Source organism: Herbaspirillum rhizosphaerae (genome assembly GCF_001189965.1).
Lineage (GTDB): Bacteria > Pseudomonadota > Gammaproteobacteria > Burkholderiales > Burkholderiaceae_D > Herbaspirillum > Herbaspirillum rhizosphaerae.
The window spans coordinates 17,646-35,781 of record NZ_LFLU01000011.1 but is presented as its reverse complement, the minus strand read 5'-3'; the positions used below and the strand labels follow the sequence as shown (position 1 = coordinate 35,781).

At 59.8% G+C, this 18,136-nt stretch carries 19 protein-coding genes; 16 read left to right on the top strand and 3 right to left on the bottom strand.

The annotated features are described in order from the left end of the window. Window positions 1–50: 50 nt before the first annotated feature. The 4 genes from AKL25_RS15465 (at window position 51) to AKL25_RS15450 (ending at window position 4,570) form a co-directional block, all read left to right on the top strand. The gene (locus AKL25_RS15465) at window positions 51–1,070 is read left to right on the top strand and encodes an SPOR domain-containing protein (RefSeq protein WP_050478593.1); all 1,020 of its coding nucleotides are present in this window, start codon (window positions 51–53) and stop codon (window positions 1,068–1,070) included. Between the two features lie 40 nt (window positions 1,071–1,110). After that, window positions 1,111–1,599 (top strand): CvpA family protein, encoded by a 489-nt coding sequence (locus AKL25_RS15460; protein ID WP_050478592.1) that lies wholly within the window; start codon window positions 1,111–1,113, stop codon window positions 1,597–1,599. 38 nt (window positions 1,600–1,637) lie between these two features. Then, entirely contained in the window at window positions 1,638–3,155 is a 1,518-nt protein-coding gene (gene purF, locus AKL25_RS15455) for an amidophosphoribosyltransferase (protein WP_050478591.1), read from the top strand. Between the two features lie 173 nt (window positions 3,156–3,328). Beyond that, window positions 3,329–4,570 carry a cystathionine gamma-synthase family protein gene (locus AKL25_RS15450; RefSeq protein ID WP_050478590.1) on the top strand — a complete coding sequence of 414 codons (1,242 nt, stop codon included), beginning with the start codon at window positions 3,329–3,331 and terminating at the stop codon, window positions 4,568–4,570. Between the two features lie 83 nt (window positions 4,571–4,653). Here AKL25_RS15450 and AKL25_RS15445 read toward each other — a convergent pair whose 3' ends face one another. Beyond that, a complete protein-coding gene (locus tag AKL25_RS15445; protein ID WP_050478589.1) occupies window positions 4,654–5,250 on the bottom strand; it encodes an LOG family protein in 597 nt (198 codons plus the stop codon). A 124-nt stretch (window positions 5,251–5,374) separates the two neighbouring features. Between AKL25_RS15445 and AKL25_RS15440 the strand changes: the two genes are divergently transcribed. The 11 genes from AKL25_RS15440 to AKL25_RS24815 all read left to right on the top strand — a co-directional run bounded on the left by AKL25_RS15440 (window position 5,375) and on the right by AKL25_RS24815 (window position 15,418). Next, a complete protein-coding gene (locus AKL25_RS15440) occupies window positions 5,375–6,400 on the top strand; it encodes a patatin-like phospholipase family protein (RefSeq protein WP_050478588.1) in 1,026 nt (341 codons plus the stop codon). Window positions 6,401–6,519: 119 nt separating this feature from the next. Then, the gene (locus AKL25_RS15435) at window positions 6,520–7,398 is read left to right on the top strand and encodes an alpha/beta fold hydrolase (protein WP_050478587.1); all 879 of its coding nucleotides are present in this window, start codon (window positions 6,520–6,522) and stop codon (window positions 7,396–7,398) included. A 119-nt stretch (window positions 7,399–7,517) separates the two neighbouring features. After that, complete coding sequence (locus tag AKL25_RS15430; protein ID WP_050478586.1) at window positions 7,518–8,354, top strand: 3',5'-nucleoside bisphosphate phosphatase; 837 nt, start codon at window positions 7,518–7,520, stop codon at window positions 8,352–8,354. A 150-nt stretch (window positions 8,355–8,504) separates the two neighbouring features. After that, a complete protein-coding gene (gene htpX / locus AKL25_RS15425) occupies window positions 8,505–9,386 on the top strand; it encodes a protease HtpX (protein WP_050478585.1) in 882 nt (293 codons plus the stop codon). Between the two features lie 83 nt (window positions 9,387–9,469). Next, window positions 9,470–10,096: an L-threonylcarbamoyladenylate synthase gene (locus AKL25_RS15420; protein ID WP_050478584.1), complete on the top strand. Its 627-nt coding sequence runs from the start codon at window positions 9,470–9,472 to the stop codon at window positions 10,094–10,096. Window positions 10,097–10,289: 193 nt separating this feature from the next. Then, window positions 10,290–10,952, top strand: a complete 663-nt coding sequence (locus tag AKL25_RS15415) for a site-2 protease family protein (RefSeq protein ID WP_050478583.1) — start codon at window positions 10,290–10,292, stop codon at window positions 10,950–10,952. 8 nt (window positions 10,953–10,960) lie between these two features. After that, on the top strand, window positions 10,961–12,160 hold the full coding sequence (locus AKL25_RS15410; protein ID WP_050478582.1) for a tryptophan--tRNA ligase: 1,200 nt from the start codon (window positions 10,961–10,963) through the stop codon (window positions 12,158–12,160). 123 nt (window positions 12,161–12,283) lie between these two features. Continuing rightward, window positions 12,284–13,162 (top strand): 4-hydroxy-tetrahydrodipicolinate synthase, encoded by an 879-nt coding sequence (dapA, locus tag AKL25_RS15405; protein ID WP_050478581.1) that lies wholly within the window; start codon window positions 12,284–12,286, stop codon window positions 13,160–13,162. 64 nt (window positions 13,163–13,226) lie between these two features. Continuing rightward, window positions 13,227–14,402 (top strand): outer membrane protein assembly factor BamC, encoded by a 1,176-nt coding sequence (gene bamC / locus AKL25_RS15400; protein WP_050478580.1) that lies wholly within the window; start codon window positions 13,227–13,229, stop codon window positions 14,400–14,402. 40 nt (window positions 14,403–14,442) lie between these two features. Beyond that, on the top strand, window positions 14,443–15,225 hold the full coding sequence (locus tag AKL25_RS15395; RefSeq protein WP_050478579.1) for an MBL fold metallo-hydrolase: 783 nt from the start codon (window positions 14,443–14,445) through the stop codon (window positions 15,223–15,225). Beyond that, a complete protein-coding gene (locus tag AKL25_RS24815; RefSeq protein WP_157050659.1) occupies window positions 15,203–15,418 on the top strand; it encodes a hypothetical protein in 216 nt (71 codons plus the stop codon). The genes AKL25_RS15395 and AKL25_RS24815 overlap by 23 nt, the downstream gene beginning before the upstream one ends. Here the strand turns inward: AKL25_RS24815 and AKL25_RS24810 are convergent. Together AKL25_RS24810 and AKL25_RS15385 are read right to left on the bottom strand one after the other, a co-directional pair. Continuing rightward, window positions 15,387–15,641, bottom strand: a complete 255-nt coding sequence (locus tag AKL25_RS24810; protein WP_083444733.1) for a hypothetical protein — start codon at window positions 15,639–15,641, stop codon at window positions 15,387–15,389. The two genes, AKL25_RS24815 and AKL25_RS24810, sit on opposite strands and share 32 nt — an antisense overlap. A 283-nt stretch (window positions 15,642–15,924) precedes the next feature. Beyond that, entirely contained in the window at window positions 15,925–17,049 is a 1,125-nt protein-coding gene (locus AKL25_RS15385; protein WP_050478697.1) for a cupin domain-containing protein, read from the bottom strand. A gap of 301 nt (window positions 17,050–17,350) precedes the next feature. Here AKL25_RS15385 and AKL25_RS15380 point away from each other — a divergent pair, with 301 nt between their 5' ends. Then, a complete protein-coding gene (locus tag AKL25_RS15380; protein ID WP_050478577.1) occupies window positions 17,351–17,911 on the top strand; it encodes an FKBP-type peptidyl-prolyl cis-trans isomerase in 561 nt (186 codons plus the stop codon). Window positions 17,912–18,136: the final 225 nt, after the last annotated feature.

The following is an 18,136-nucleotide window of genomic DNA, read 5'->3' as shown; positions in this document are numbered from 1 at the left end:
CACCCGGTATTTGTCATCCGCATTTTTCAGACCACCTTACATAGATCAGCATGGGCTTGTTCTCGTTTTTTCGTAAAAACAAGCAGGAATCTGCTTCCGGTCAAGGCGAATTCCTCTCGCGTTCCGCAGGAGAGTCGTCGGCCGCGCAGAACAGCCGCAGCAGTCGCAGCGCCGGGAATTCTCGCAAGTCCGGCAAGGCTGGCAAAGAAGAGTCCGTCGATCCCGTACTGCCGGAAAAGAAACGCGCACGCCGCCGCCTGATCGGCGCCGTTGCACTGGTGCTGGCGGTGGTGATCGTGCTGCCGATGATCCTCGATTCCGAACCGCGTCCGCTGGCGGACGATATTGCGATCCAGATTCCATCCAAGGACGGCAAGGACGCCAAGGATGCAAGTAAGGAGGCGGCTGCCGATGCCAAGCCTGCCGCTGCTGCACAGCCGAAGGAAGAGTTTGTCGATCCGGCAACGCTGGCCCCTGCCGCGGAAAAGCCGGCCATCGCTCCCGGCGCTCCGGCCATGCCTTCCGGTCCCGCCAATGCAGCGCTGGCCAAACCGTCTCTGCCGGCTGAACCGGTTGCAGAAAAGCCAGCCGACAAGCCTGAAGCACCCAAGGCTGCCGCCAAGCCGGAGCCTAAAGCCGAGGTCAAAGCAGACGTAAAAGACAGCAAGACTGCCGCCAAGCCTGCGGAGCGCAAGGACGATCACAAGAAGGACGTGAAAGAAGCCGCCAAGCCCAAGACAGCAGACCAGCCCGACGACGCGGCGCGCGCCATGGCGATTCTGGAAGGCAAGTCTGCGACCTCCGACAAGAAGCCGGCAGCGGCGACGCCGGCGGCTGCAGGCGGAAAATTCGTGATTCAGGTCGCCGCGCTGGCGACGCAGGAAAAAATCGATGAACTGCGCGGCAAGCTTAGCGGCGCCGGCATCAAGTCCTTCACGCAAAAAGTCGCGACCCAGTCGGGCGACCGCACGCGCATTCGCGTCGGCCCGTTTGCCACCCGCGACGAAGCCGAGAAGATGCGGGTAAAGATTAATAAGCTCGGCCTGAACGCCACTATCGTTCCGGCTTGAATTTCGCGATGACCGGTCGCATATTGCTTATGTTGTTATTGTGACGATTTTTGATTATCTGGTATTGCTGGTGCTGGTTTGTTCAGTAATCATCAGCATGTTACGTGGACTGGTCAGGGAAGTGCTATCGCTGGCCAGCTGGGTAATTGCATTAGTCGTCGCCAACGCCTATGGTGAAACATTGGCGACGATGTTGCCCGACGTGATTCCGGGCGAGTCGACAAGATTGATTGTGGGGTTCATTGCCTTGTTCATCGGTACGCGCCTGTTGATGGGCCTGGTGACCAGGGCAATGTCCGAAGTGGTGAAGGCGAGCGGCCTGTCGCTGATCGACCGCAGCCTGGGCGCAGTGTTCGGGCTGGCGCGCGGCGCGGTGATTGTGCTGGCGGTGGTGTTGTTGTGCGGTACGACGTCGATTCCGCAGCAGCCATTCTGGAAAGATGCGAGGTTGAGTCCGCTGGCGGAAACCGCTGCGGAAACCGTTAAACCCTATTTGCCGGGCCAGTTCGCGCAGCACGTCCATTTTTAATTTTGTTTCTTCGTTTTTGATTTCATTAGGAGTCCACCATGTGTGGCATTGTCGGCGTCGTTTCCCATAGTCCAGTCAATCAGTTGCTCTACGATGCGCTGCTGCTGCTGCAGCATCGCGGTCAGGATGCAGCCGGTATCGCAACCAATCACGCAAACGGTTTCTCGATGCACAAGGCCAACGGCCTGGTGCGCGACGTGTTCCGTACGCGTAACATGCGTTCGCTGCCGGGCAACACCGGCCTCGGCCAGGTGCGTTATCCGACCGCCGGCTCGTCCAACGAAGAGGAAGCGCAACCGTTCTACGTCAATGCGCCGTTCGGCATCATCCTGGCGCACAACGGCAACCTGACCAATGCGGAACAGCTCAAGGTCGAGATGTTCAAGAACGACCGCCGCCACCTCAACACCGATTCCGACACCGAAGTGCTGGTCAACGTGTTTGCGCATGAGTTGCAGCAAGCCACGACCGGTTACTCGCTGGATCCGGCTGCCGTGTTCAAGGCCGTGGCGATGGTGCACAAGCGCGTGCGCGGTTCCTACGCCGTGGTGGCGCAGATCGCCGGTTACGGCCTGCTGGGCTTCCGCGATCCGTACGGCATCCGTCCGATGTGCCTGGGTTTCAACGAAACCGACAAGGGCTCCGAATACATGCTGGCCAGCGAATCCGTGGCGCTGGAAGGCCTGGGCTTCCGTTTCCTGCGCGATGTGATGCCGGGCGAAGCGATCTTCATCGACAACGACGGCAAGCTGTACAACCAGCAATGCGCCGACAACCCGACGCTCAATCCTTGCGCCTTCGAATTCGTCTACCTGGCGCGCCCGGACTCGGTCATCGACGGCGCGTCGGTCTACGCCAGCCGCCTGAAGATGGGCGAATACCTGGCCGAGAAGGTCCGTCGCGAAATCGCCGGCGGCGATATCGACGTGGTCATGCCGATTCCCGATTCGTCGCGTCCTGCCGCGATGGAACTGGCGCTTAAGCTGAACCTGGAATACCGCGAAGGCTTCATCAAGAACCGTTATATCGGCCGCACCTTCATCATGCCGGGCCAGGGTCTGCGCAAGAAGTCCGTGCGCCAGAAACTCAATGCCATCGGTTCCGAATTCAAGGGCAAGAGTGTGCTGCTGGTCGATGACTCGATCGTGCGCGGCACGACCAGCCGTGAAATCGTGCAAATGGCGCGCGAAGCCGGCGCCAAGCGCGTGATCTTCGCGTCGGCCGCGCCACCGGTCAAATTCCCGAACGTCTACGGCATCGACATGCCGACACGCGACGAACTGATCGCCTATGGCCGCACCGACGAAGAAGTCTGCCGCGAAATCACGGCCGACGCGCTGGTGTATCAGGACGTGGAAGATCTGAAGCGTTCCATCTCCGACGTCAACCCGGCATTGCGCAACTTCGAAGCATCGTGCTTCGACGGCAACTACATCACCGGCGACATCTCGCGCGACTACCTCGACCGTCTCGAGTTTGCACGCAAGAATCCGAAGCCTGCGCTGGAAGACGCCGCGCGCTCGCAACTCAATCTGAATCTGGCGCGCGTGGATTAAGTTTTCTCCGCGTTCCGGAATATTCTGGACAGAAAAACGCCGGATCGCTCCCAGAGCATCCGGCGTTTTTCATTGGGTCTTTGGCTTCCTTGCCGAGCGGAATGCTGCGGCAGCGGGAGAACTGGCTTATCATCACCGTTCTCCCACGATTTGCGCCTCATGCATCTACATCTATGAACGACAAGAAGAGCTACGGTTTCACCACCACCATTTTGCACAGCGATCGCCAGAAGGACATCGAGCACGGATCGCTGCACAAGCCGATCCACACCTCCGTGGCATTCGGTTACAAGGATGCGCGCCAGCTGGCCGAAGTGTTCCAGGGCAAGCAATCCGGCTATCGCTACGGCCGCCAGGGAAACCCGACCGTGTCGGCGCTGGAAGACAAGGTCAACAAGATGGAAGGCGGCTTGTCCACCATCTGTTTCGCCACCGGCATGGCCGCCATCGGCGCCGTGATCCAGGGTTTGCTGCGCGAAGGCGATCATGTGGTGTCGTCGGCTTTCCTGTTCGGCAACACCAACAGCATGTGGATGACGGTGCATGCGCAAGGCGCGCGCGTCTCCATGGTCGATGCGACCGACGTCAAACTGGTGGAAGCCGCGCTGACGCCGCAGACGCGCATCGTCTTCGTCGAAACCATCGCCAACCCGCGCACCCAGATCGCCGATCTCAAGCGTATCGGCGAGCTGTGCCGCGAGCGCGGCATCTTGTATATCGTCGACAACACGATGACCTCGCCCTACCTGTTCCAACCGAAGGCCGTCGGCGCCGGCCTGATCGTCAATTCGCTGACCAAGTCCATCGGCGGCCACGGCAACGCGCTGGGCGGCGCGCTGACCGACACGGGCCTGTACGACTGGACACGCTATCCGCACATCGCCGACAGCTATAAAAAGAATGCCCCGGCGCAGTGGGGCATGGCGCAGATCCGCGCCAAGGGCTTGCGCGATTTCGGCGCTTCGCTGGGACCGGAAGCGGCGCATCACATTGCCGTCGGTTCGGAAACCATGGCGCTGCGCCAGGATCGCGAATGCGCCAATGCCCTGGCGGTAGCGCAGATGATGGACGCCGATCCGCGTGTGGCGGCCGTGTATTACCCCGGCTTGCCGTCGCATCCGCAACATGCGTTGGCGACCGAGTTGTTCCGTTCTTACGGCAGCCTGCTGAGCTTTGAACTGAAAGACGGCATCGATTGCTTCGATTACCTGAACCGCCTGCAACTGGCGGTGGCGTCAAGCAACCTTGGCGACACCCGCACGCTGGTGATTCCCGTGGCGCACACGATCTTCTATGAAATGGGGCAGGAACGCCGCGCCGCGATGGGCATCGCAGAATCGCTGATCCGCGTGTCGATCGGTCTTGAGGATACGGACGATCTGGTGGAAGATTTCAGGCAGGCGCTGGATTCCTGATTGCCAACTCGCTTGATTTCCCGACCATGAAAAAATGGCCATGCCGGCGAACGGCATGGCCATTTTGTTTTTTCGAAGCCGGATTACGGCAGCAGGGGCGACGGCGCAGTCTTGTCGGCCCACTTGTTGGTATAACTCGGCTTGTAGGTCTTGAAACGCTGCAGCAGGTCCGCCGGATTTTGCTCATGCATCATCAGCAGCGATTGCTCGGCCGTCAGGAAGCGTTGCGACACCAGATGCTCGATGAAGGCGATCAGGTTGTTGTAGAAGCCATCCACATTGAGCAGGCCGATCGGCTTGTAATGGAAACCGAGCTGGGCCCAGGTCAGCACTTCAAACAATTCTTCCAGCGTACCCATGCCGCCCGGCATGGCGATGAAGCCGTCCGACAGCTCCGCCATCATGGCCTTGCGTTCGTGCATGTCCTTGACGATGTGCAGGCGGGTCAGGCCGTTGTGGCCCAGTTCCTTGTCCAGCAGCGCTTTCGGGATCACGCCCGTCGCTTCGCCGCCCAGGCGGATCACCTCTGTTGCAATAATGCCCATCAGGCCGACGTTGCCGCCGCCATATACTAGTGCAATATTGTCCTTGACCATTTCGCGCGCCAGTGCGCGTGCGCCTTCCGCGTAGACTTCGGAAGCGCCGGCGGAAGAACCGCAATAAACACAGATGGATTTCATTTTCTCTCGCTCGAATTAAAACAATACGACCATGTTATAACATGCCTGTCACGACAACTATCCTGGCGCGAGCATATCGCGAGGACGTGACTTCGCCATGACAGCCGGCAACTCAAGGAACAGCATGCAAAACAAGATCATGACATTGGCGTTGCAAGGCGGCGGATCGCACGGCGCCTTTACCTGGGGGGTACTGGATCGTCTGCTGGAAGACGGGCGCATGGCCTTTGAAGGCATCAGCGGCGCCAGCGCCGGCGCGATGAACGCGACCGTTCTGTCGCACGGCTTCAACGTCGGCGGCCGCGAAGGCGCACGCGAAGCGCTGTCGGCATTCTGGGGACGTATCGCGATCAAGGAACCGTTCAGCTTCCTGCCGCCGGAGATGATGCCGGGCGGCACCAGCCTGCTGACCCAGACCACGCCGGCGGCGATGCATGCTTTCCTGGCGATGACGCGGTTCTTTTCACCGACCCAGCTCAATCCGCTCGATATCAATCCCTTGCGCGACATCCTTGAAGAGCAGGTCGACTTCGAGCGCCTGCGCACCCGCAGCACCATCAAACTATTCATCGCCGCCACCAAGGTCAGCAGCGGCACGCTGAAGATCTTCCGCGACCGCGAACTGACGCTGGATGCCTTGCTGGCGTCGGCCTGCCTGCCGTCCATGCACCGCCCGGTCGAGATCGACGGCGAGGCGTACTGGGATGGCGGCCTGACCGCCAATCCGCCGATTTTCCCGCTGCTGCATCTGTGCTCGTCGCGCGATCTGATGGTGGTGCTGCTGCATCCGTGCAGCCGCCCCGGCACGCCGACGTCGACGCACGAGATCGGCCAGCGGCTGTCGGAGATCAGTTTCAGCTCGGCGTTTTTTACCGAGCTTGGCGGACTGGCCCTGGCCAAGCGCGAAGCGGAAAGCGGCATGTTCGCCTTCGGCACGCTGGAGCGGCGCCTGAAGCGGCTCAACATGCATCTGGTGGAGGCCAATGACCTGATGAGCCAGCTCGATGTCATGAGCAAGCTCAACACCAAGCGGTCGTTCATCCACGGTCTGTACGATGAAGGCCGGCAAGCCGCCGAGCGCTGGATGGAGGCGCACTTCCACACGGTGGGGCTGAAGTCGTCCTTCGATCTCGGGCGATATTTGCAGTAAGGCATCCGGCCGCAGTTGAACGTCGTTGGGCGCCGTTGCATATAACCGGCGGCGCAGCAGGCGGGGCAGGCTAGCCTTATACTGTGAGGTTTCCCCGCTTGCAGAGAAGCCGCTCAGCCATGAAGCCATCCCGTTCCGAATTCCTCGATATCCGCGGTCTGCGATATCACGTACGCCACTGGGGCGATCCGCAGGCGCCCACCATTTTCATGGTGCACGGCTGGATGGATATCTCGGCCTCGTTCCAGTTCATGGTCGATTGCCTGCAACAGGAATGGCATGTGATCGCGCCCGACTGGCGCGGTTTCGGCCTGACCGAACGTCCCCGGGCCGACACCTACTGGTATCCCGATTATCTGGCCGACCTCGACGCCTTGCTGCTGCACTATGCGCCGGACGAAGCGGTCAATCTGCTCGGCCACAGCCTCGGCGGCAATGTCGTTGGCCTGTATGCCGGGATACGCCCGCATCGCATTGCCAAGCTGGTCAACCTGGAAGGTTTCGGCCTGCCCAGCACCAAGCCCGAACAGGCGCCGGGACGCTTCGCCAAATGGCTCGACGAGCTGCAGGAAAAACCGGAGATGCGCAGCTACGCCACCCTGGAAGAAGTCATGGGACGCCTGCAAAAGACCAACCCGCGCCTGAGCCGCGAGCGCGCCGCCTTCCTCGCGCAGCACTGGGCCGGGCAGAACGACGACGGCAGCTGGGCGATCCTCGGCGATCCGGCGCACAAGAACACCAATCCGCTGCTGTACCGCGTCGACGAAGTGACCGCCTGCTGGGCGCAGATCACCGCGCCGGTGTTGTGGGTGGAAGCGGCCGAAACCGACATCTGGCGCTGGTTCGGCCAGAATGCGCTGATGCGCCCGGAAATCGACCGTCGCATCGCTTTCCTGCGCAACGTGCGCACAGAGATCATTCCCGACGCCGGGCACATGCTGCATCACGATCAGCCGGCGCTGCTGGCGGCGGCGATCGAGGCGTTTCTGGCCGAATAAGCCGTTACCTTCATACATCGTCTCAAAGCCTTTCCGGCAGTGTGTGCAAGTGCAGCAGAGAGGGCGCCGGCGGCGTACAATGAAGCTATCTTTTTCGTGTTTTCAAGGTGTTTCCAACAATGCTCAACGTCGACCTGCACTGCCACTCCAACGTCTCTGACGGCCTGCTGCCGCCAGCGGAGGTGGCTGCGCGCGCCAAGGCCAATGGCGTCGACGTCTGGGCGCTGACCGACCATGACGAAATCAGCGGCATTGCCGTCGCGCGCGAGGCCGCACAGGATCTCGGCATGCGCTACATCCCCGGCGTCGAGATTTCGATCACCTGGGCAGGGCAGACCGTGCACATCGTCGGCTTGCGCATCGATGAAAAGAACGAAACACTGGTCAAGGGCCTGGCGTCCACGCGCAACGGCCGCGAACGGCGCGGTCGCGATATCGCGGCAGAGCTGGAAAAGGTCGGCATCCCCGATGCCTTCGAAGGCGCGCTCAAGCACGTCGGCAATCCCGACCTGATGTCGCGCACGCATTTCGCCCGCTACATCGTCGAGATCGGCCGCTGCGCCGACACCAAGGAAGTCTTTCGCAACTATCTGTGCGAAGGCAAACCAGGCTATGTGCCGCATCGCTGGGCGACGCTCAAGGAGTCGGTCGACTGGATCCGCGGCGCCGGCGGTGTGGCGGTGATTGCGCATCCGGGCCGCTACCAGTACAGCGATCTGGAGTTCGGCGCCTTGTTCGACGAATTCAAGCAGCATGGCGGGGCAGCGATCGAAGTCACCACCGGCAGCCACACGCCGGATCAATACGAAGAATATGCGCGTGTCGCCAAGCGTTACGGCTTTCTCGCATCGATAGGTTCGGATTTCCACGGCCCGGGCGAATCGCGCGTGGATCTGGGCACGCTGCCGCCCTTGCCGAAGGATCTGACGCCTGTCTGGCACGACTGGAAGTTGTAAGCGCGACGACCTCTGTAAGTACATAAAAGCGCTGTTATCGCCGCTTAAAGTCTCAATTCAGCACCAATTCTGCAGGGAATCGGTGCAATCTCTTGATTTTCTCCCTTCCGATCCTATCTAATAACCACTTTCCCGATAGGAGTTTTCCGGATGAAACGCATATTCCTCTTCCTCGCGACCAATATCGCCGTGCTGGTGGTGATGAGCGTGATCTTGTCCCTGCTCGGCGTGGACAAATTCCTGACGCGCGCGGGCCTCAACCTGCCGATGCTGCTGGTGTTTTCCATCGTCGTCGGCTTTACCGGTTCCATCATTTCCCTGCTGATGAGCAAGACCATGGCGAAGTGGAGCACCGGCGCGCGCATCATCGACACGCCGGTCAATTCCACCGAAGTCTGGCTGGTCAACACCGTCAGCAAGCTGGCGCAGCGCGCCGGCATCGGCATGCCCGAAGTGGCGGTCTATGAAGGCGAGCCGAATGCCTTTGCCACCGGCGCGTTCAAGGATTCCGCGCTGGTCGCGGTCTCGACCGGCCTGTTGCAAGGCATGACCAAGGACGAAGTCGAAGCCGTGCTCGGCCATGAAGTGGCGCATATCGCCAATGGCGACATGGTGACCATGACGCTGATCCAGGGCGTGGTGAATACCTTCGTCGTGTTCCTGTCGCGCGTGGTCGGCTACTTCGTCGATTCGGCACTGCGCCGTAACAATGACAATTCCGGCCCCGGCATCGGCTACATGGTGACGGTGATGGTGTGCCAGATCGTGTTCGGTATCGGCGCCTCGATGATCGTGGCCTGGTTCTCGCGCCATCGCGAATTCCGCGCCGACGCCGGCTCTGCGAAACTGCTTGGCGGCCCGCAACCGATGATCAATGCACTGGCGCGTCTGGGCGGCATTCCGGTCAGCGGTTTGCCGGAATCGATGGCCGCCATGGGCATCAACGACAAGCCGGGGTTCATGGAATTGTTTTCCACCCACCCGCCGCTGGAGCAGCGTATCGCCGCCTTGCGCAGCAGTAGTACGCGATAATGTCGATGTGACAATGAACGGCGGTGTAGCAACCGCCGTTTTGCCTTTTTGAAAACCGTATCCGATTTTGACACGAAGGATTCATGAGTCAGTTTTTCCAGATCCATCCCGATAACCCGCAACTGCGCCTGATCAAGCAGGCCGCGCAGATTATCCAGGGCGGCGGCATCGTCGCCTTGCCGACCGATTCCTGCTATGCGCTCGTGTGCCAGCTCGACGACAAGAACGCGGTGGAACGCCTGCGCCGCATCCGCGGCGTCGATGAAAAGCACCATCTGACCTTGCTGTGCCGCGATCTCAGCGAAATCGCGCAATACGCCAAGGTCGACAACCGGCAATACCGTCTGCTCAAAGCGGCGACGCCGGGGCCGTATACCTTCATCCTCGAAGCCACCAAGGAAGTACCGCGCCGCCTGAGCCATCCGTCGCGCAAGACCATCGGCCTGCGCGTGCCGGAAAACCAGATCGCCCACGCCTTGCTGGCCGAACTGGGCCAGCCGCTGATCGGCACGACGCTGATCTTGCCGGATCAGGACGATGCGCTGACCGACGCCGAGGAAATTCGCGATCGCCTGGAAAAGCAGATCGAGCTGGTCATCGACAGCGGCGCCTGCAGCCTGGAGCCGACTACCGTCATCGATCTCAGCGACGACAGCGAACCGGTGCTGGTGCGGCAGGGACGGGGCGATGCGGCGCCGTTCGGCCTATAATTTCCTGCAGGAAATTTACGGTTGATGCCGCGGCATTGTCGGCGGCAATTCAGCGGCAATCGAGATGTAATCGTTGTCATGCAGCTAATTTCTGCTTCTCCGGGCGGCGCCGTGCGCCGTCATTCTGCATTTCTTGTCCCATCTGCCGATTTTCCGGCGATCCAGCCTGATCCCTCTGCTAAAATTCGCACCCATGAATGATCTTATCCAGACTGTCGCAGTGTATGCGCTCCCGGTACTGTTCGCGATTACACTGCACGAGGCGGCTCACGCCTTTGCAGCAAAGTACTTCGGCGACACCACCGCCTACATGATGGGGCGCATGAGCCTCAATCCCCTCAAGCACATCGATCCTTTCGGCACCATCGTGATTCCGGTGCTGTTGTACTTCGCCACCAGCGGGGCTTTCCTGTTCGGTTACGCCAAGCCGGTGCCGCTGGACTTCGGCAAGCTGCGCAAGCCCAAGCGCGACATGGCGTGGGTGGCGCTGGCCGGTCCGGCCGCCAATTTCCTGATGGCGCTGATCTGGACCCTGATGATTTACGCACTGGCGATCGGCGGCGTCCAAGAAGAATTCTTCATGCTGATGGCCAAGGCCGGCGTGCTGACCAATCTGGTCATGTTCGCCTTCAACCTGTTCCCGATCCCGCCGCTCGATGGCGGACGCATTCTGACCAGTTTGCTGCCGAACAAATATGCGTATAAATTTGCACAGATCGAGCCTTACGGGTTCTTCATCGTGATGGCACTGGTCTTGCTCAAGGTGATTTACACCTGGTGGATGGCGCCGGTCATGTACCTGGCAGGAAGCTTGCTGCAGTTGATTACTTCGCCGTTGTCCTTACTTTTTAACTAAAACACACCATGTATCCTGATCGCGTTGTCTCCGGTATGCGCCCCACAGGTGCGCTGCATCTGGGCCACTATCACGGCGCCCTGAAGAACTGGGTCAAGCTGCAATCCGAACTGCCTTGCCTGTTCTTTGTTGCCGATTGGCATGCGCTGACGACGCACTACGACGACCCCAGCGTCATCGAAACCAGCACCTGGGAAATGGTGATCGACTGGCTCGCCGCCGGCGTCGATCCCTCCCAATCCACTTTGTTCATCCAGTCGCGCGTGCCCGAGCATGCCGAGCTGCACCTGCTGCTGTCGATGGCCACGCCGCTGGGCTGGCTGGAACGCGTGCCGACCTACAAGGACCAGCAGGAGAAGCTGGCCGACCGCGACCTCGCGACTTACGGTTTCCTCGGCTATCCGCTGCTGCAGGCGGCCGACGTGCTGATCTACCGCGCCAGCCAGGTGCCGGTGGGTGAAGACCAGATCCCCCACATCGAGATGATGCGCGAGATTTCGCGCCGCTTTAACCATCTCTACGGCAAGGAAAAAGGCTTCGAGGAAAAAGCCCGCGACGCCGTCAAAAAGCTCGGCAGCAAGCGCTCCAAGCTGTATCAGGAGCTGCGCACGCAATTCCAGGAGCAGGGCAACGAAGAAGCGCTGGAGCAGGCCAAGGCGATGCTGGACGACGCGCAGAACCTGTCCATGATCGACCGCGAACGCCTGTTCGGCTATCTGGAAGGCAGCCGCAAGCTGATCCTGACCGAGCCGCAGGCCTTGCTGACGGAAGCGTCGCGCCTGCCCGGGCTGGACGGCGCCAAGATGTCCAAGAGCTACGGCAACGCCATTGCGCTGCGCGAGGACAAGGATTCCGTCACCAAGAAGGTCCGCACCATGCCGACCGATCCGCAGCGCGTGCGCCGCACCGATCCGGGCGACCCGGCCAAATGCCCGGTCTGGCAATTCCATCTGGTGTATTCGGATGATGCTGCGCGGCAATGGGTCGACAAAGGCTGCCGCTCCGCCGGCATCGGTTGTCTGGAATGCAAGCAACCGGTCATCGACGCCATCCTGAAAGAGCAGCAGCCGATGCTGGAGCGCGCGCAGCAATATATCGACGATCCGTCGCTGGTGCGCGCCATCATCGCCGACGGCTGCGACACCGCCCGCAAGCTGGCGCAGGACACCATGCGCGACGTCCGCGAAGCCATGGGACTGGGTTATTGATGGCCTGCATCAAAACCCCGCAGGGTATAGGTACTATGTAAGCAAATCTGAACAAATTGACCGATAGCAGTGGCTATCCGCTACAATCGGTCTTTTATTTTCTACTCACTACGCACTAACATCATGATCAAGGGCAGCATAGTCGCCATCGTCACGCCGATGCATCCGGATGGCAGTCTCGATTTCCCGGGATTGCGCAAGTTGATTGATTGGCATATCGCAGAAGGCACCGACGGCATCGTTATCGTCGGCACCACTGGCGAATCCCCGACCGTATCGGTGGAAGAGCATTCCGAGCTGATCAGAGTCGCGGTCGAGCACACCGCCAAACGTATACCCATCATCGCCGGCACCGGCGGCAATTCGACTTCGGAAGCGATCGAGCTGACCGAGTTCGCCAAGAAGGTCGGCGCCGATGCATCGCTGCAGGTTGTTCCTTACTACAACCGCCCGACGCAAGAAGGCATGTACCTGCACTTCAAGAAGATCGCCGAATCGGTCGACTTGCCGGTGATTCTGTATAACGTTCCCGGCCGCACCGTCGCCGATATGAGCAACGAAACCATCCTGCGCCTGGCGCAAGTGAAGGGCATCGTCGGCGTCAAGGATGCAACCGGCAACATCGGCCGCGGCACGGACCTGATCCGTCTGGCGCCGAAGTCGTTCTCGATTTATTCCGGCGACGACGCTACGGCGATCGCGCTGATGCTGTACGGCGGCCACGGCAATATCTCGGTGACGGCCAACGTTGCGCCGCGCGATATGCACGAGCTGTGCGTTGCGGCCATGAGCGGCAACATCGCCCGCGCAGTCGAACTGAACAACAAGCTGCTGCCTCTGCATAACAAGCTGTTTGTCGAACCAAATCCAGTACCGCTGAAGTGGGCAATGATGGAGATGGGCCTGATCGAATCCGGCATGCGTTTGCCGCTGGCTCCGCTGGGCGACGCCTATCACGATACCGTGCGTGGCGCGTTGCGTGAGTCCGGTGTATTAAAATAATTAATTAACATAAACGGCAGTGTCGTTTTCCCTTGAACCCGAACCCGCTTTTCATTGCAACGATATGACAATTCGCAAGAACGTTCACTCTGCTTCACGTCTTCTCCCACAACGTGGTCTCACGGGTCTTATGATTGCTCTGGCCTTCACCAGCCTCGCAGGATGCAGCGCCGTCAGCAACATGCTGGAAGGGGATCGTATCGATTACAAGAGCGCAGAAAAAGCCAAGGGCCCACGACTCGAAGTACCGCCGGATCTGACCCAGCTGCAGCGCGACAACCGCTATGCGATTCCTGAGGCAAACAAGGGCGTGGCCACCGCTTCGGGCTACAGCCTGGAACAAAAGACCCGTCCTGCCGCCGACGCTGCTGCTGTAGCGCCGCAAGCCAAGGGCGATCTGCGCATCGAGCGCGACGGTACCCAGCGCTGGCTGGTGGTCTCGCAAACGCCGGAACAGCTGTGGACCCCGATCAAGGACTTCTGGCAAGACTCCGGCTTCCTGATCAACGTCGAATCGCCTGACACCGGCGTGATGGAAACCGACTGGGCAGAAAACCGCGCCAAGATCCCGCAAGACTTCATCCGCAACACACTGGGCAAAGTGTTTGACTCGCTGTATTCCACCGGCGAACGCGACAAGTTCCGTACCCGTCTGGAACGCGGTCCGAACGGCACCACGGAAATCTTCATCAGCCATCGCGGCGCCGAAGAAGTGCTGACCGGCTCGGCCAAGGAAACGTCGGTGTGGACCGCACGTCCTTCCGATCCAGGCCTGGAAGCAGAATTCCTGGCGCGCCTGATGGTGCGTCTGGGCGCGGAAGAAACCAAGGCCAAGGCCGCCGTCGCCAATGCGCCGACCCTGCAGGCCCGCTCCAAGCTGCTGAAGGCGGCGACCGGCTCCAGCGTGCAAGTGGATGAAAGCTTCGACCGTGCGTGGCGCCGCGTCGGCCTGGCGCTGGATCGCGTCGGCTTCACCGTGGAAGACCGCGACCGTTCGCAAGGCGTCTATTTCGTGCGTTACGTCGATCAGAACCAGGACGCCAAGGACAAGGACTCCGGCGGCTTTTTCTCGAACCTGTTCAGCTCCAAGGACAAGGACAAGAAGGCAGCGCGTTACCGCATCGTGGTCAAGGGCACAGGCGACGTCAGCAACATCACCGTCCAGAACAACGACGGCAAGCCTGAACTTTCGCAAACCGCGGACAAGATCCTCGGTCTGCTGAACGATCAGCTGAAGTAATTTCGTAGCAAGCAGTACATATGTCTTCGCGAGGCCACTGTTGAAATTTGCAAGTCTCGGCAGTGGCAGCGAAGGCAATGCCCTCATCATCACCGGCAGCAATCCCGGCGCGACCGGCACCACGGTCATGCTGGATTGCGGCTTCGGCATCAAAGAAACCGAGCGTCGCCTGACGCGTATCGGCAAGCTCCCTCAGGATATTTCCGGCATCATCGTCACGCATGAACATCAGGATCATGTCGGCGGCGCCTTCAAGTTCGCCCGTCGCCATGGCATCCCGGTCTGGCTGACCTACGGTACTTACCAGGCTGTCGGTGAAGAAGCCTGCAAAGGCGTCCAGCTGCATTTTTGCCGCGACAGCGAAGAGCTCGTCATCGGCGATTTATCCTTCCTGCCTTACACGGTGCCGCACGATGCGCGCGAGCCGGTGCAGTATGTCGCCAATGACGGCCGCTACAAGCTGGGCGTGCTGACCGACGCCGGACAATCGACGGCGCATCTGGTGCAGGCGCTGGGCGGTTGCGATGCGCTGGTGCTGGAATGCAATCACGATCGCCAGATGCTGGCCGACTCGGTATATCCGCCATCGCTCAAGCGCCGTATCGGCGGCGCGTACGGTCACCTGGCCAACGACACCAGCGCGGAAATCCTGGCCGCGCTCGACAAGCAAAAACTCAAGACCGTCATCGGCGCCCATCTGAGCCTGAAAAACAATACCCCGGAACTCGCGCGTGCAGCATTATGCGGCGCGTTGGATGCGCATCCGGGTGAAGTCATGATCGCCTGTCAGGAAGAGGGTTTTGATTGGATTGCCATCGGCTGAAGAGCCTGGGAGGCGATTGCGGCAGGCTGGGACGCTGGAGCAAGGGGGCGGCGAACAGCTTGACGAGCGCGATAACACGGACGGCAAGCGCCGCAGCGGCACAAACCGCACAGGCATAAAAAAAGCCGACCCTCAGGTCGGCTTTTTCAATAATCAGTTGATTATTTTGCTGGTGCTGCGTCAGCTGGCTTAGCGTCAGCTGCTGGTGCTGCAGGAGCAGCGTCAGCTGGCTTAGCGTCAGCTGCTGGAGCTGCAGGAGCTGCGTCAGCTGGCTTTGCATCAGCAGCAGGAGCTGCTGGTGCTGCTGCTGGAGCTTCAGCTGCTGGAGCTGGTGCAGGTGCAGGAGCTTCTTCTTTTTTGCCGCAAGCAGCCAGGGCAACAGCCAACAACGATGCGATCAACAGAGTCTTTGTCATGAATATTCCTTCAATAATAATCAAAATTTTGCGATGAATAATTACCGGTAATTATCGCTCTATAGGATGTTTTCGTCGTCTCACAGATTCGCTTAACAACGAAAGCTTTCCAGCCCGATATTATAGCCACTTTTTCCAAAAATCACATGCGAATTATTCTTTTCTGTAAGAATTTGTAAGATTGTCGGAAATCCCGTCAGCTTGTCGTCAGGCCTTTATTTATGCAGGTTTCCGGCATTCCGCCAAATCTCGAAAATCAAAAAAGCGATGAATTTTAAGCTTGTTAAGACAGTTCCAGCCAGCCGTCTTCGTACCAGTTGTGGAAGGCTTCCATCACATCCTCTGAAGCATGTTGCAACGCGCTTTTGTCCAGGCGACGCTCATCCGCCAGCACGCTCAGCAGCGCTTTGTCGGCGCGGCCGACGCCAAACGACTCGCCGTTGATGAACACATGCTTGCCGCGATAGAGCATCTGCGTTTTGCGTGAAAGCTTGAGCCCGCGCTTGTTTGCGGCCTGTGCGAAGCGCGCCGGCGTCAACGATTTCTCAGCCGGTTCAAAGAAAACCGTGGCCTTCGGCTCCGACAGATATTCGCCGAGGAAGATCGTGATGTCGTCGTCGGTGAAGCGCATCTTGTTGATTTCCTCGGTCACCTGCGACAGCAAGTCCTCAGGCAGTTGGGCCGGATGTTTGGCCGGTGTCAGCGCAGGATCGGCATAGCGGCCCGGCAGATCGATGGAATCGGCCATGAATTGCAGGAAGGCCTCGCCCAGCTCCTGGTAGGCCGGCGCGCGGAAACCGATCGAATAGGTCATGCATTCGCCGACGGCAACGCCATCGTGGGCATAGTGCGGCGGCAGGTACAGCATGTCGCCCGGTTCCAGCACAAACTCCTGTTCCGACTTGAAATTCTTCAGAATCTTCAGCGGCATGCCGTCCACCAGCGACAAATCCTTCTGCGCGCTGATGCGCCAGCGGCGCTGGCCGTGGGCTTGCAGCAGGAATACGTCGTAGGAATCGAAATGCGGGCCGACGCCGCCGCCGTCGCTGGCATAGCTGATCATCAGGTCGTCCAGGCGCGCATCGGGGATGAAGCGGAACTGGCGCAGCAGGTCGTCGGCCGCATCGTCGTGCAGATTCACGCCCTGGACCAGCATGGTCCATTCCTTCTGCTTGAGCGCCGGCAGCTTGGTCAGCGGACCGTGGTCCATCTTCCAGTGCTCGCCGTTCTGCTGGATCAGGCGCGACTCGACATCGTCGCGCGAGGCCATGTCGAACAGCGCCTGGCGCGACAGCAGCGGCTTGAAGCCGGGAATCGCCTGGCGGATCAGCAAGGGTTTCTTGTGCCAGTAATCGCGCAGGAAGGTGGCGGGACTGATGTCGCCGAGCAGAGTCAGGGTATTTTTCATGGCGACATTATAGAGCGCAATGCCGAAGCGTATTGCAGCAGCGGATGCCGAAGCCGGCGGGCTTGCCTGCATGTCAACCAAGCCGCATGCCTGTGCCTGGAGCAGGTAATGACAATACCGGCGAAAGGGTATAATTCGGCTTGCAGATTGCAGTACATTCCCATGTCATGCCTTCTCGGGCCCGCACCAGAGTACGGCCCTCGCAACAACAGCAAACACGTAGCAGGTTGTCGCCGGTTCAGTCCGGCGCTTCACCAGACCTGCAATGACCGATGAACCAGAACCAAGAGAAGGGGCATACATGAAGATTGCCAAAAATACCGTCGTTTCCGTCAAGTACAAACTGTCCGACGCACAAGGCCAACTGATCGAAGAAAGCCAGGAGCCGATGGTCTATCTGCACGGCGGTTACGAAAACACGCTGCCGAAGATCGAAGAAGCGCTGGACGGCAAGGAAACCGGCTACAGCGTGACCATCCAGGTCGAGCCGGCAGATGCTTTCGGCGAATACGACGCCGAGCTGGTCAAGATCGAACCGAAGAATCGCCTGCCGTCGCCTATCGAAGTCGGCATGCAATTCGAAGGTTCGCCGGACGATGAAAACCAGGCTGCGGTGATCTTCACCGTGACGGAAATCGCCGACGACAAGGTCGTCCTCGACGGCAACCACCCGCTGGCCGGTATCGCACTGCGCTTTGACCTGAACGTCACCGAAGTGCGCGAAGCGACCGAAGAAGAGATCCAGCATCAGCACGTGCACGGTCCGCACGGCCATCACCATCATGACCACGGTCACGATCACGATCACGGCGATGACGACGGCGACGAAGGCGATCACTTCCGCAGCCAGCCCATCCACTAAAATCTGTCCGTAATCCTACTGCGAGGCCGTGATCCGGCATCGTGCGGTGCTCGGAATCCTCGTGTACTAGAGTACACTCCGGTTCCTGCGCTCCGGCCGATACCGGCTGACGGCCTCTCGCTACGGATTCCGAACAGATTTGGTACCAGGTATAAATAAAAAAACGCAGCTCAGGCTGCGTTTTTTTATGGGCGTTTCAAAAGCAAAGACATCCTCTGTCGTCCT